General features: G+C 53.9%; 1 protein-coding gene (running past one end of the window). It reads left to right on the forward strand.

The features are described from left to right. On the forward strand, positions 1-15,697 hold the end of the coding sequence (locus tag MOO44_RS04355; RefSeq protein WP_260117194.1) for a DUF5776 domain-containing protein. It extends 15,923 nt beyond the left edge of the window; the window shows 15,697 of its 31,620 coding nt (coding positions 15,924-31,620); its start codon lies off the left edge, out of view; its stop codon occupies positions 15,695-15,697. Positions 15,698-15,753: the final 56 nt, after the last annotated feature.

A 15,753-nucleotide genomic window follows, 5' to 3' on the forward strand; every position in this document is an offset into this window, starting at 1 on the left:
CGCTAGTCAAGCCAGTGTTGCTGCCTCGACTGCCGCTGCGACCGGTGATCCATCGACTGCCAGCAGCCAAGCTGCCGTTGCCAGTCAACAGGCTGATAAGGCTAGAAGTGCTGCCAACGCCGCTAGTGACGCATACAGTGCCGGAAGCGATGCATTGACCTCAGCTCAATCCGCTGCCAAGGTCTTAGACTCTGCTAATGGCGCCATTGCTGCTGATTCCAACGTGGTTGCGAATGCCGCTAACGCTGCGAACTCATTGGCCGATGGTAGTTACGCCTCTGCTGCTGCGAATGCTGCTGCCCGGGCTACTCAAGATAGTATTGCCGCTTCTGGAGCCAATGGTTCCGCTGCTGCCAATGCTACTGACGCTTCATTGAAGTCCAGTCAAGCCAGCGTTTCATCCAGTCAAGCTAGTGGGGAAACTGGCGTTGCCAACTCCGCTTACTCACTGGTTAACAGCTTGAACACGAACAACAGTGCCAACCCAACCGTTGCCTCTGCTAGTTCCGTGGTCGCTTCCGCTAGTTCCGTTGCTAACTCAGCATCCGCTGACGCAACCCAAGCATCATCTGATGCTACGAGTGCTAAATCCGCTGCTGATTCATACACGGCTAGTGCTGCCAATGCTTCAACGGCTGCTTCATTAGCTGCCTCTGCTGCGAACTCATTTGCCGCTCAGGCGAAGTCAGCCCACGGTTCTGCTGCCGGTAGTCTTGCTCAACAAGCATCCGCTGCTGCCAGTGCCGCTGACCTTGCATTCTCAAGTGCCGCCGTTGCATCGAATGCTGCGAACTCCGAAGCCCAAAAGGCTACCAGTGCTGCATTGCGGGCTGCTTCAGATCAATCATTAGCATCCAATGCTGCCAATGATGCATCGGTTGCTGCCGGCCAAGCTTCGAGCGCCATTGCCGCTGGGATTTCCAGTGCCAACAGCGTTACGAGTTCTGCTAGCGCAACGGTATCATCCGCAGTCGTTACCGGCTCGAGTGCCGCTAGCGTTGCTAATTCCGCAAGTTCTGCTACTAGCAGCGATTCAGTACAAACGAGTTCCGCTAGTTCGACTGCAAGCTCTGCCGCTAATAGCGCTAACTTCAATGCTAATGATGCATCTGCCATTGCATCTGCTAACCCAGGCAATGCTTCAATCGCATCCGCTGCAGCGAAGGCTGCCAGTGCCGCTACAGTTGCTAACTCCGCATCTAGTGTTGCAAGTTCTGCTTCACAAACTGCATCCAGTGCTGCGAGCGTTGCAAGTTCCGCTAACACGGTTGCCGCCAGTGCAAATAACGACATCACTTCCGCTAATAGTGACTATGCTTCCGCTTCTACTGCTGAAGCATCCGCTGCTAGCGCTAACGATAGTTCAGCCGCATCCAGTGCTGCATCTGCCGCTGCATCTGCTGCTGCCCGGGCTAAGTCCGGTGCTAGCGTAGTATCCAACGCTGCGAGTGCCGCTGCTTCCGCTGCCGTCGTTGGTTCTAGTGCCGTTGTTGCTGGTAACAGTGCTGCTGGGGTTGCTAGTTCCGCTGCTGTCGATGCATCGAATGCTGATAGTGCTGCCAACTCAATGGATAGCTCTAAGCCAGCTGATCCATCTGCTGCTGCCAGTGCCGGAAACAGCACCGCTGCCAGTGCTACTAGTGTAACTAGTTCCGCTGCTAGTGTGACTGCACCAATTGCTGCTGCTACTAGTACCGCTGCTTCCAATGCTGATAGCTACGCTAAGGTTGCTTCTGACGCCAACACCGGTGCCGGGAGTTCGACCAGCGTTGCTAACAGCGATAATGCTCAAATTAATAGTTATGCTTCTCAATACCCAACCAACGCTACGATCAGTAGTGCAAACTCAGTTGCAAGCTCCGCGAACGTCGTTGCAAACTCCGCAAATGTAGTTGCTGCGAGCGCCAACAGCGTGGCTGCCAATGCTAAGTCCGCTGCTGACTCCGCATCCAACGATGCTAGTCAACAAAATTCAGTTGCGCAATCAGCAAATAGCGCTGCGAATGCTGCTTCTGTAGCTGCATCCTCTGCATACTCAGCTGGGAACACCACTGCTGGTGATCGTTACGCCCGGCAAGCAAGCTTAGCTGCTACTGACGCTTCCAACGCTGCCGTTAAGGCGGTTAGTGATTCAAGCGTTGCTAGTGCAGCCGTGGTCGCTGCTTCAAATGCAGCTTCGACCGCTATTTCCGCTAGCTCAGTTGCATCATCCGCTGCTGGGGTCGTTACGAGCGCCTTCAACGATGCCTCTTCCGCAGCTTCTGCTGCCGGTGGTTACGCAAGTGGGGCGGCTAATGATGCTAAGAAGGCATCCAGTGCTGCTTCGGTTGCTACTTCGAATGCTGCTAGCGCTAACTCCGGTCAATCCGGCGTTTCAAGTGCTTCATCAGTCGTAACTTCCGCTACTAGCGCTGCTTCTAGCGTTGCAAGTGCTACGATCGCTACCAGCAACGCCATCTCAGCCGCTAATTCGACTGCAACTGCTGGTGGTCATCCTAACAACCCACAAATCTCAAGTGATGCCAACGTTGCATCATCCGCTGCCGTCGTTGCTAATTCAGCTAACGCAGTCGTAAGTAGCGCTGCCAACGACTTTGCGAACGCTAGTTCCAATGCCAGTGCTGCATTTAGTAGTGCCAATGCTGCTAGCTCCGCTGCCAACAGTGCCGCTACTGCCGCTAGTTCCGCTGCCGTCGTTGCATCGACCGCTGCTGCTAAGGGTGATAACTCGACTGCCAGTTCCGCTAGCGTGGTTGCTTCTCAACAAGCATCAACTGCCATGTCAGCATCCAATGCTGCCGTTAGTGCTAGTTCGAATGCCGCCGTTGCATCCAATTCAGCTAGTGTAGCTGCTTCGAAGGCTGCCTCCGCTGCTGCAGTTGCTAGTTCTGCAAACACGGTCCAAAGTAACGCTGCTAAGGATGCCCAATCCAGAGCCGCTGCTTTGAATCCAAATGATCCAACCGCGAACTCAGACCGGGCAAGCAACGCTGCTGCTGCTGCTCAATCCAATGCTAACGCTGCTGATAGCTACGCTGCAGTTGCCGCTAGTGCAAATAGTGGAGCACAACCACTATCCAGCCAAGCAAGTGTATCCAACAGTCAAGCTAATTCCGCAGCTAGTTTGGTAAACTCAATTGCTTCTAAGTATCCAAGCAATTCCGCAATTTCCAACGCTCAAAATGCGGTTTCCGCTGCTGATAGTGCTGCTAACTCTGCTAACAACGATGCTTCGATCGCTGCGAACCAAGCAAGCACTGCCAACGCCTCCGCTCAAGCTGCTAAGTCGACTGCTGATAACGCTGCTAGTTCGGCTAGTGTTGCTAACTCGATTGCAGCATCTGCTGCTCAGGTCACACCATTTACTGCGAGCGCATCTGCCGCTGCTTCAAAGGCTGCTGATAGTGCTGAATCCGCTAATGCGGTCGCATCTGCTGCCCAAAGCAATGCTTCAATTGCCGCTAGTTCCGCTCAATCCGCATCGAACCGGGCTGCTATCGATTCATCATTAGCAAGTTCGGCTGCTGCTGCCGCTAACGCTGCGCGTGACAATGCGATTGCCGCTAGTCAAGCCATCGCAAGTGGGGCCAGTGCTCAGGCTGCTGCACAAACTGCTGAACAATACGTGAAGGCTGCCAGCGTTGCCGCAAGCAACGCCGTTCCAGTTCAAACGTCCGCAAGTTCCAATGCTGCCAATGCCGTTGCCAGTGCGAATGCTACTGGTAGTGACATCGCTGCATTGAGTGCTACGAACTCCGCTGTTACTAGCTTAGCTTCAGTTAACTCCGGTGATTCTGGAGTTGCTAGTGCCGCTAGTTCAGTTGCTTCATACGTTGCTGCCGGCTCAACTGCATCCGCTGCCGGCTCCACGGCCGCTTCCAACGCTGCCGTTGACAGCACCAATGCCGTTAATGCCGCTAGCCAAGCTGCTGGTCAATTCCAAGCTGCTTCGAATGCTTCACTTGCCGCTTCATCCTATGCTTCCGCTGCTGCTAGCTTCGGTAGCAATGGTGATAGCGTCAATGCTTCCATTAACTCCAGCTTAGCTGATTCAGCCGTTGCTGCTGCTAGCCAAGCCGCTGTGAATGGTTCATCATACACTAACGTTGCCGTTAGTGCCGCTCAACAAGCAACCACTGAATCCCAAAACGCTGCGAGTGCAAAGGCTGCTACTAACGCCGCTGCATCCAATGCTGCGAAGGTTCAATTGAGCGTTGCCAACTCCGTTGCCCAGGTTAACAATGCTGCATCGAATGAAGCTAGCTCCGCACAACCAGTTGCATCCAGTGCTACTTCCGGAGTGAGTGCTGCTTCATCTGGCATCGTGGTTTCCAGCAAGTCTGCTGATGTTAGTTCATCAGTTGCTAGTTCTGCAAACGATGCTGCTTCTGATGCCGCTTCGACTGCCAGCGATGCTGCTAGTCGGGCTGCCAGCGTTGCATCTGAAAACCCAACTGACTCCTCAGTTGCCAGCGATGCTGCGAAGGCTCAATCAGCTTCCGTTGTTGCTTCGGTTGCTGCTTCCACTGCTGCTGCTGCCTCGAGTGCTGCACGGGATGCTTCCAGTACCGCATCCAGTGCGAACGACACGGCTTCATCTGCTAACACCGCTGCAAACAGCTACTCCGTAGTTGCTTCTAGCGATGCCACTGCCGCTTACCAAGCATCCAGTGCTGGGAACATGTCAGCTGCTAAGTCTTACGCAGATGCCGCTTCTACCGCTGCTGGTTCTGCATCGGCTCAAGCATCGATTGCTAATGCCGCATCCAGTGCCGCTGCCTCTGCTGCGAAGTCAGGTTCAGACGCTGCCGCTAAGGCCGTCAGTGCCCAAACCGTTGCATCTAGTGCTGCCGTGGTTGCATCCAATGCCGGGAGCTTTGCTTCCTCTACTGGATCATCCAATGTTGCCAACGCGACTGATGCAAACAGTGCCGCTAGTTCAGCTGCGCTTGCCGCATCTAGCTTCGCAGCTGGTGCTACGACCAGCCTCTCCGATGCCAATGCGACTGATTCAGCTGCATCTAGTTATGCTGCTGACGCTAGTTCCGCTAATAGTGGGGCTACCGGAACTTCCAATGCCGTTAACAGCTTGAATGCTTCCGCCAATAGCGTTGCTTCTGCTAACCCAAGCAATGCGGTTGTAAGTAGCGCCGCTACGACCATCAGTTCCGCTAACCAAGCGGTTTCTAGTGCGGTCGTTACTGCAGTCAGTGCAAACAGCCAAGCTTCCGCTGCGAAGTCAATTGCTGATGCCGCTGCGAACTCCGCTAGCGTGCAAAACTCATTGGCTCACCGGGCTGCTGACCAAGCCGCTGCTGCTTCTGCAAGTGCTTCATCTGCATACGCTGTGAAGGACTACGCTGCAGGCAATAGCTTTGCCAGTGCTGCCGTTGCTGCCGCATCGAACGCTTCGGTTGCCAGTGCGAATGCATCGAATGCCGATTCAGTCGTTCAATCTGCTACGGACTCAGCTTCTAATGCTGATGCCAGTGCGGTTGCTGCTTCTAGCACCGCCGCTAGCCTAGCTGCGGTTGCCAGTGCTGCTGCTGATAGCTTGAACGCTGCCGTTAAGGTCCAAAATTCACAAACGAGTGAAGCATCCTCAATTGCTAGTTCAGCTACCGCCGCTTCTAGCGTTGCCAATGCTGCCAATAGCAACACCAGCAACAACAATTCTGCTACTTCTAGCAATGCGGTTGCTGCCGGTTCGACTGCTACGTTAGTTTCATCCACGGCTGTATTGGCTAGCTCCCAAGCTGCCAATGCCCATGCCGCTTCTAGCGTTGCATCATCCGTTGCTGCTGCTGAAAACATTACTGATCCAATCACTTCTTCACAACTTACGAGTGACGTTTCAGTTGCATCCTCCGCTGCAACGAGTGCCGATGCTGCTAACTCATCTGCTGCTCAAGCCCAAAGCGATGCCAATGCTGCTTCATCGACAGCAAATGGGGCTTCAAAAGCTGCTTCAGCTGCGAGAGCATCTGCTGCCGCTGCAACGGTGAACGCAAACTCACTTGCTAGTCAAGCTTCATCCGCTGCCGTTGCTGGGAACAGTTCGGCTGCTGATAGCTTGAACAGTCAAGCTAAGGCTGCTGCCGATGCCGCAAGTGCCCAAACCGTAAGCGCCCAAGCTGCCGATAGTACTGCTGCCAGTGCTAGTTCGACTGCTGCCGGGGCTTCACAACGGGCTAACAGCGCCTTCAGTGCCGCTAGTGTTGCGAACTCGATCGCATCATCCGCTGCTTCTGATGCTCAATCCAGAGCCGCTAGTTACGATGCTAACCAAAGCAAGAAGCGGGCTTCGAATGCTGATTCAGCAACCGATAGTCACGCCGGAGTAATTAGTAGTGATAGTGCAAACGTTAACAGCGCTTCTGCTACCACCAGCAACGTGGTTTCAAACACCACGGCTGCTTCTAGCAACGCTGCTAGCGCCGCTAGTGCTACTGCTGCTCAAGCTTCTGCACATCCAAAGAACTCAGTGATTGCCAGTGCGAACTCGACTGCCCAATCCGCAGCTGCCGTTGCATCCAATGCTGCTTCAGATGCTAGCGATGCGAACGCAATCGTTTCGAGTGCATCCAGTACCGTTAGTTCTGCCTCTGCAGTTGCGAAGGGTGCACAAAGCTTAGCTTCCGCTGCTTACGACAGTGCTTCAGCTTACGCATCGCAAGCCGCTGATTCGACTGCCACGCCAGCCGCCCGGGCCGCTGCTCGGTCCGCTGCTGCCAGTGCCGCTGATAGTGCTGCTGCACAAGAACAAATTGCATCGAACGCTGCTGCTGCTGCTGACAATGCAAATAGTGCTGCCAACAGTGCTACGAGCCGGGCTAACCGTGATCAATCGATCGCAAACACTGCCGCTGACCAAGCTGCCAGTGCTAATGCTGCTGCTAGTGACGCTGCTAACACCGGTTCACAGACCAACAGTGCTGCTGATTCCGCTGTGAATGCGGCTACGACTGCTAGTTCGACTGCCTCAACCGCTGCTACCGGTGCCAATAAGGATGCTAGTCTTGCTTCGAAGTACGCTAGTCAAGCTAGTGTATCGACTAGCCAAGCATCCAGTTCTAACACCTTAGTTTCCGGTGCTGCATCATCTGCAAATAGCATTGCAGCTCAATACCCAAGCAACTCCGCCGTTGCTTCCGCTGCAACTGCTGCTACGACTGCTTCCAACACCGCAAGCTCTGCTACTTCAGATGCCGAAAGTGCTAATGCCGATGCTCAATCGGCTAAGGCCGCTGCTTCAGCTGCTGCTTCCAGTGCTAATGCTGCCAGTGCTGCTGCTAGTTCCGCATCGATCGTTGCCACTAGTGCTGCTTCGAATGCGAAGAGCTACGCCAGTGATGGGGATGAATCCGCAGCCCAAAGTGCAATGGCGGTTGCTTCGAATGCTGCTTCGACTGCCGTTTCCGCAGGTTCAACTGCGGTTGCTGCTAGTCAGACTGCTTCGACGAACGCTTCCGTTGCATCGAGTGCTTCAATTGAAGCTTCTAAGGCCGCTGCAATTGCTTCCGCTCAGGTTGCCGTTGCCAACTCAGCTAACAACGCTGCTAGTGCTGCTGCTAGTGCTGGGAACCAAGGTTCCGCTAGTGCGACTGCTGCATCGAACACCGCTAGTGCTGCTAACTCCACGGCTTCCGTTGCCGCTAGTGGTGCCAATGCCGATGCTACTAAGGCATCCAGTTACGCCGTTCAAGCTAGTGAATCAACGGATTCAGCATCGAATGCCGATGCTTCCGCCGCTGATAATTCAGCCGCTGCAAGTAGCTTTGCTTCAGCCCACCCAAGCAACGCGGTCGTAAGCTCCGCTGCTGCTGTGGTTAGTTCCGCTGCCAGCGTTGCTAGTTCCGCCCACGCTGATGCTAATAGTGCTAACTCACAAGCTCAATCAGCGAAGGCTGCTGCTTCGACTGCTGCTGTGACTGCTAACTCAGCAAGTACGGTTGCTTCGAACGCTGCCGATGCTGCTTCATCCGCTGCTAGCGAAGCTGCTAGCTACGCCGTTGCCGGAAATGCTGCCTCAGCTACCGCTGCCAATGCAATTGCATCCAGCCAGGCTGCGACTGCTTCCGTTGCCGCTTCGACTGCGGTTGAACAATCCAAGGTTGCTTCGACTGCCACTGAATCAGCATCCAGTGCCTCCGTCAGAGCATCCAATGACGCTCAGACCGCGATTGCTGCCGCTTCTGCTGCTTCGTCCGCTGAAACCGACGTTGCCAATGCCGCTAAGGCCGGTGATCAAGGTTCAACGAGTGCTAATACTGCAAACAGCGAAGCATCCAGTGCGAACACCGCTGCTTCCAATGCTGCTATCGGTGCTAGTCAAGACGCTGCCTTAGCTGCGAAGTACGCATCCCAAGCTAGTGATTCCACGAAGGTGGCATCCAGTGCTGATGTTAGTGCTTCTGGCTTTGCCAGTGATGCCAACAGCATGGCTTCTGCTCACCCAAGCAACGCAGTCGTAAGTTCCGCTGCTTCCGTTGCTACCTCTGCTGCTAGCGTGGTTGCTGCTGCTCATACCGATGCAAATAGTGCTAACAGTGATGCTCAATCTGCAAAGGCTGCCGCTTCGACTGCTGCTGCCTCCGCCAATGTTGCCAGCACCGCTGCCTTGAGTGCTGCTTCAGCAGCCTCAATTGCCGCTTCCGTTGCAAAGAGCTTCGCTGCTGCTGGGAACACCGTTTCCGCTGCTTCTGCGAACGTGGTTGCTTCGAACCAAGCTAGTGCTGCTTCAGATGCCGCTGCTTCCGCAGTTGCTGCATCCAGTGCTGCTTCGACTGCGACTGAATCCGCATCGAGTGCTTCCGTCAGAGCTGCAAGTGATGCCAAGGCTGCTACCGATGCAATGAACGCCGCTTCATTAGCTAACTCAACTGCCAACAGTGCCGTGGTTGCTGGTTCTCAAGGATCAGCTAGTGCTGATGCTTCATCTTCTGAAGCATCCAGTGCCAACACCGCTGCTTCGACTGCTGCCAGTGGGGCCAACAATGATGCTGTCATTGCTTCTAGTTACGCTAGTTTAGCTAGTTCATCGACTAGTCAAACTGCTGGTTACAACCAATCCGCTGCCGTCGTTGCTAGTTCTGCTAACAGCATTGCCAAGGCGCACCCATCCAACGCAACGGTTAGTTCCGCTGCTTCAGTGGTTAACTCCGCTGCCAGCGTTGCTAGTTCGGCCAATGCAGATGCTGACGTTGCTAACAGTGCTGCTCAATCTGCTAAGGCTGCTGCTAGTGATGCCGCTGCCAATGCGGATAACCAAAGTGCAGTCGCAAGTACCGCTGCCGTTGCTGCTAGCCAAGCTGCTGCCAACGCTAAGAGCTACGCAACTGCTGGTGATTCCGCTTCTGCTTCCGCTGCGAACGTAGAAGCTGCTAACCAGGCTGCGACTGCTAGTCAAGCTGCATCTAACGCTGTGGTTGCAAGTCAAACTGCTTCAACCGCCGTTAAGTCAGCTGCGAGTGCTTCATCCAGAGCTGCCAGTGATGCCGCCATTGCCAGTGCTGCTGTTAACTCCGCAATCGCTGCTAATTCAGTTGCTAACAGTGCTGCGAATGCTGGTTCGAACGAAGCTGATAGTGCTAACACGACGACTAAGTCTGCAAATAGTGCTAGTGCTGCTGCAGTTAACGCTGCCAGCGGTGCCAATGCTAACGCCAGCTTAGCAGCTAGTTACGCTAGTGATGCTAATAGTTCGACCGTTCAAACTACGAACGCCAATAATTCAGCATCGAACAACGCAAGTTCCGCAAACAGCTTTGCTTCAGCGCACCCAGCTAACAAGCTCGTTAGTTCCGCTGCTAGCGTTGCCACTTCGGCCGCTGCAGTTGCTAATTCAGCTACGACTGATGCCAACTCCGCAAATGCTGATGCCCAAAGTGCAAAGAGCATTGCGACTGCTGCTGCTCAATCTGCTAACCTCCAAAGCACGACCGCCAGTTCCGCTGCTGCTGCTGCTAGTTCCGCTGCAGTGGATGCGTTGAGCTATGCCGCAATTGGAAACTCAGCATCTGCTGATAGTGCCAACGTTGCTGCATCTAAGGCTGCCGTTACTGCTAGTGATGCTGCTGCTTCCGCAGTTGCAAATAGCCAAACTGCTTCGATCGCAACCCAAAGCGCTGCTAGTGCTTCAGCTAGAGCTGCTTCTGATTACGCCGTTGCCAGTGCTGCTGCTAACACCGCATCATCAGCTAACGATGCTGCATCCAGTGCCGCTAGTGATAATGATCAAGGTTCAGCTAGTGCTAATGCTTCATCATCTGAAGCTGCGAGTGCGAACACCGCTGCTTCCAATGCTGCTAGTGGGGCCGTAAACGATGCCAACTTAGCATCCAGTTACGCTAGCGCTGCTTCCAGCTCAACTAGTGTGGTTGCTAGTGCAAACAACGATGCGACTGCCAATGCTTCGGCTGCTAATAGCCTTGCTTCAGCTCATCCAGCAAACAAGGTCATCAGTTCCGCTGCTTCAGTAGTTGCTACTGCTGCCGGGGTGGTTAGTTCCGCTAACGCCGATGCCAGTTCTGCTAATGCTGATGCACAATCAGCTAAGAGCGTTGCATCCGATGCCGCTAACTCCGCGGTCGTTAACAGCATGAGTGCAAATGCTGCTGCGATTGCCGCTAGTTCGGCTGCTGCAGTTGCCAAGAGCTATGCCGCAACTGGTGATTCAGCTTCTGCATCATCTGCCAACGTGGTTGCCGCTCAACAAGCAAATAGTGCAAGTGCATTTGCTGCTTCTGCGGTTGCCAACAGTCAAACCGCTTCCAATGCGGTCTTGGCTGCATCCAGTGCTTCCGCTCGGGCTGCATCCGATGCGCAAGTCGCTACCGATGCTGCTAAGTTCGCTGCCGATGCCACTGCTGCTGCTTCGAATGCTGCTAGTGCTAACGATCAAGGTTCTGCCAGTGCTAGTGCTTCAGAATCAAAGGCCAACAGTGCTAACACCGCCGCTGCTTCTGCAGCTAGTGGGGCCAACGCCGATGCTAACTTAGCTTCGAGCTACGCTAGTGACGCCAGTGCTTCGACTAGTCAAACCGCAACTTCCGATAGCGCTGCTTCAGCTGCCGCAACGACCGCTGATAGTTACGCTTCCGCTAACCCTGATAACCAAGTCGTTAGTTCTGCTGACTCGGTTGCTGATTCCGCTGCTGCTGACGCAAGTTCTGCTCATCAAGATGCCAACTCTGCGAATGCCGATGCTCAAATAGCTAAGAGTGCTGCTAGTTCCGCTGCTGCTTTAGCTGATGACCAAAGCAGTACCGCTAGCTTTGCTGCGAGCGCTGCTAACTCTGCTGCATCGCTTGCATCCAGTTACGCTGCTGCTGGTAATTCCGCTTCCGCATCATCCGCAAACGTGGTTGCTGCCCAACAAGCTGGCAACGCCAGTGTCGCTGCTTCGAATGCTAGAACCGCTAGTCAAGTTGCTTCGACCGCTGTCCAAAGTGCATCGAGTGCCTCCGTACGGGCCGCTTCCGATGCCCAAGTGGCCAGTGCTGCTGCTAGCCTCGCTTCATCTGCGACCGTCGTTGCTGCAAGTGCTGCGAGTGCCGGTTCTGCTGGAATTCAAAGTGCTCAATCCGCTACGGGTTCAGCTACGAGCGCGAACACTGCTGCTTCTAACGCTGCCTCTGGTGCCAATAACGATGCCAGCCTTGCTGCTAGTTACGCCAGTGCTGCTTCTGAATCCACTAGCTTAACCTCTAATGCAGATTCATGGGCTTCCGCTACTGCTCAATCTGCTAACGGCTACGCTTCTGCACATCCAAGCAACGCCGTGGTTAGCTCCGCCGTTGCAGTCGTTAACTCCGAAGTTGCCGTTGCCAGTTCCGCCCATGCCGATGCAAATTCAGCCAATGCTGATGCTCAATCGGCCAAGAGCGTTGCCAGTGCTGCCGCTGCTTCAGCGACTGCCCAAAGCGCAAATGCCAGTGCCGCTTCCGTTGCTGCGAGCGTTGCCGCTTCGATTGCAATGAGCTACGCTGCTACTGGTGATTCAGCTTCTGCATCATCCGCCAACGTGGTTGCTGCTCAACAAGCTGCGAATGCTAGTTCTGCCGCTGCTGGCGCTGTTGCTGCGAGTCAAACCGCATCGATCGCCGTGCAAAGTGCATCCAGTGCTTCCGCACGGGCCGCTTCTGATGCGCGGGTCGCTGCCGATGCTGCCAGTTACGCTGCTTTTGCTAACAACACTGCATCGAGTGCTGCTAATGACAACGACCAGGGGGTTGCTAGTGCCAATGCTTCCTCATCCGAAGCAAATAGTGCTAACACAGCCGCAGGCAAGGCTGCCAGTGGGGCTGCAAATGATGCCAACTTGGCATCCAGCTACGCAAGTGATGCTAGTGCATCAACTAGTCAAACTGCCGACGCTGATTCAAACGCATCCAGTGCTACTGCGATCGTTAACAGTGCGCTTTCTAGCCACCCAAGTAACGCCGTGGTTAGCTCCGCTGCCGTAGTTGCCAACAGCGCTTCCGCCGTTGCTAGTTCCGCCCATGCCGATGCTAACTCAGCCAATGCTGATGGCCAATCCGCTAAGAGCGTTGCTAGTTCCGCTGCTGCTTTTGCTGCTGCGCAAAGTGCTGCTGCATCTGCTGACGCTTCCGCTGCTGACACTGCCGCATCGAATGCTAAGATTTACGCTGCTGCAGGTAGTTCTGAAGCTGCTGCTTCCGCCAACGCGGTTGCATCACAAAAGGCTGCCAGTGCGAGCGCTGCTGCTTCCCAAGCCGTGGTTGCTAGTCAAGTAGCATCGACTGCCGTGCAAAGTGCATCGAGCGCCTCTGCTAGGGCCGCTTCCGATGCGCAGGTCGCAAATGACGCTGCTAGCGCTGCTAACTCCGCTGCCTCCGTTGCTTCATCTGCCGTGGTTGCAGGTGATCAAGGTTCTGCCAGTGCCAATGCTTCTATCTCCGAAGCAAATAGTGCCAACACAACTGCTTCTGGCGCCGCCAGTGGTGCTAGCCAAAATGCTTCCCTTGCTGCGAAGTACGCTAGTCAAGCCAACATCTCGACTACTCAAGCCGTTAGTGGCAACGCATTAGCTTCAGGTGCCGCAAGTCAAGCTAACGCGATTGCATCTGCTAACCCAGCTAACCAAGCAATTAGTTCTGCTGCGACCGTAGCTACTTCCGCTGCGGTAGTTGCAAGCTCTGCTGCTGGAGATGCACAACAAGCTAACTCAGATGCTCAATCTGCTAAGGCAACTGCTAGTGCCGCTGCTGCTTCTGCCAACGCCGCTAGTTCAACGGCGAATGTAGCCACTTCCGCTGCATTGTCCGCTGCCGCAGCTGCAAAGAGCTACGCAACGACTGGTGATAGCCTAGCTGCTTCATCCGCTAACCTCGTTGCTGCTTCCCAAGCTGCCGTAGCAAGCTCCGCTGCTTCCACTGCGGTTGCTCAATCTAGTGTTGCTTCGACTGCTACGCAAAGTGCATCCAGTGCTTCGGTTCGGGCTGCCTCCGATGCCGCCGCTGTCAGTGCCGCATTATCAGTTGTTAACTCAGCTAATAACGCTGCTTCCAGTGCTGCTGCCGTTCAAATGGCTACTTCCAGTGCTGCATCTAGCGCTGCCGCTAGTGCCAACGCTCAAAGCAACCAGGCTGCATCCCAAGCCCAAAGTGCTGTGACTGCTAACTCGTCAGCATCCGTTCACGCTGCTTCTGCTAGCGCTAATAACGCTGGAGTCGACAGTAACTCGAATGCCGTTAGTTCAACCGCTAACGCCATCAACAGTATTGCTGCTGGTGCACCACAAAACGTGAGTGCCCAAAGCTACGCTGGTCAAGGAATGAGTGCTTCATCCACTGCTAGCGATGCTGCTAGTCGGGCTGCCAGTGCAAACGTAGTTGCCCAGGGGGCAAGCAGTGCTGCTAGTTCTGCTAACGCACAAGCCGCAGCTGCTGATAGCATGGCAAGTTCCGCAGTTTCAGCTGCTAACTCGCTTGCTAAGGCCGTTGCATCTGCTGCCAGTGCCGGAAACTACGCTGCAGTAACCTCACTCAACAGTCAATTAGCTTCTGCTAATAGCGCTGCCGGTTCTTACTACAGTGCCGCTGCCGTTGCCAACCGGTTGGCTAGTTCCGCTGCTGGAACCGCAAGTGCTGCTCAATTAGCAACACAATCGTACAACTCCGTTGCGACGAGTGCTTCTGCAGTTGCCAGTGTTGCTTACTCGAATGCCGTTCGGGTAACGACGTTGTCCAACAACGCAAGTCAATACGCTTCATCTGCTAATGTTGCGAACAGCTATGCTGTAAGTAACGCTAGCGTTGTAAACGCCGACTTGAACATTGCTGCTCAATACTCAGTTGCTGCATCATCAAGCACTTCGATGACTTACGCACCTGCTAGTCAAGCACAACAAATTGCTAGTCAAGCCGTTAGTCTTGCTGGATCATTGTATGGTAACTCAGCGGTTAACAGTTTTGCATCACTTGCCAACTCCGCTGCACAAATGATCACGTCTGCATCTGCTGATGCGATGATTGCAAATAGCCAAGCTAGTTCCGCTACGCTGCTTGCTTCATCCGCTGCTGCGGTTGCTAACACGGCTGCGAGTGCTGCCAACGCTGCAAATAGCGTTGCTGCCAGTGCCAATGCTGCTGCATCATTAGCATACTCACGGGGTGATGAATCAGCCGGAAACAGTTATGCATCGCTTGCTTCATCCGCTGCTAGTTCCGCTGCCGCTGCTACAAGTCAAATGCAAGGTGCTAACTCCGTAGTTGCATCTGTTACGATGCTTGCTAGTTCTGCTGCCAGTCGGGCTGCTAGTGATTATCAAACGATCGCATTGGCTGCGAAGGTCATCTTCGATAACCAATCCTCCGCTGCGAGTGCCGTTAGTTCCGCCAGTTCAGCTGTTTCATCAGCTAACTCCGCTAACTACTACTCCGCTGGGGTTAGTGCTGCTAAGCACAACGAAAAGAAGAGCGCTAGTTATGCTAACCAACCAACCTACCAAGGGGCATACGATGGTTACAAGGATGGTTACAAGAACAAGGCTGCTAAGGCTGACTTCACTGGCCTGACTGCTGATTACGAAGATAGTTACCAACGGGCTTACCAAGCAGGTCAAACTGCTTACAAGGCTCAAGTAGCTAAGGGTGCTGCCGCTGCTAAGCGGGCGACCCGGGTTGCTCAATCGTTGGCTGGTAAGTCTGCCGGATACAAGTATGGATACCTCAAGGAATTCAATGCGAAGTTGAAGCAGACACCACAATACGTTTACAACACGAAGAACCTTTACGTTCACTCTGGTAAGAGCTTTACCACTAAGAACCGGGTTCTAGGGTATGCTAAGCATTCAGCACAAAACAAGATCTCAGAATTTAAGGTTACCAAGGTTGCAATTTCGAAGAGCGGACTTGTTCGTTACTACGTCAAGAGTCGCTTGTCGGCTGAACCAACCAGCGGTTACATTACTGCTAAGCATGGTTACACCGCCAACACTTACTACAGTCAAGGCGAAATGAACCAAGCTGGCACGAAGACCGTTCAGGTAATTGGTAAATCTGGAATCCGGATTCACGATAGCAAGGTCTTTAACACGAAGACCGGCCAACACTACAAAGCTGGTAAGAAGCTAAACGTGCAAAGAGTTATTAAACACAATGGAATTACCCGTTTCTACGTTGGTAGTGGTAAGTACATCACTAGTAACAAGAAATTCGTTAAATTCATTTAATGTTTAACGTCAATTAATTAAAATAAGGAAACTAAGTTGGATTTTCATCCGGCCTA

Source organism: Nicoliella spurrieriana (assembly GCF_023380205.1).
Taxonomy (GTDB): Bacteria; Bacillota; Bacilli; order Lactobacillales; family Lactobacillaceae; genus Nicoliella; species Nicoliella spurrieriana.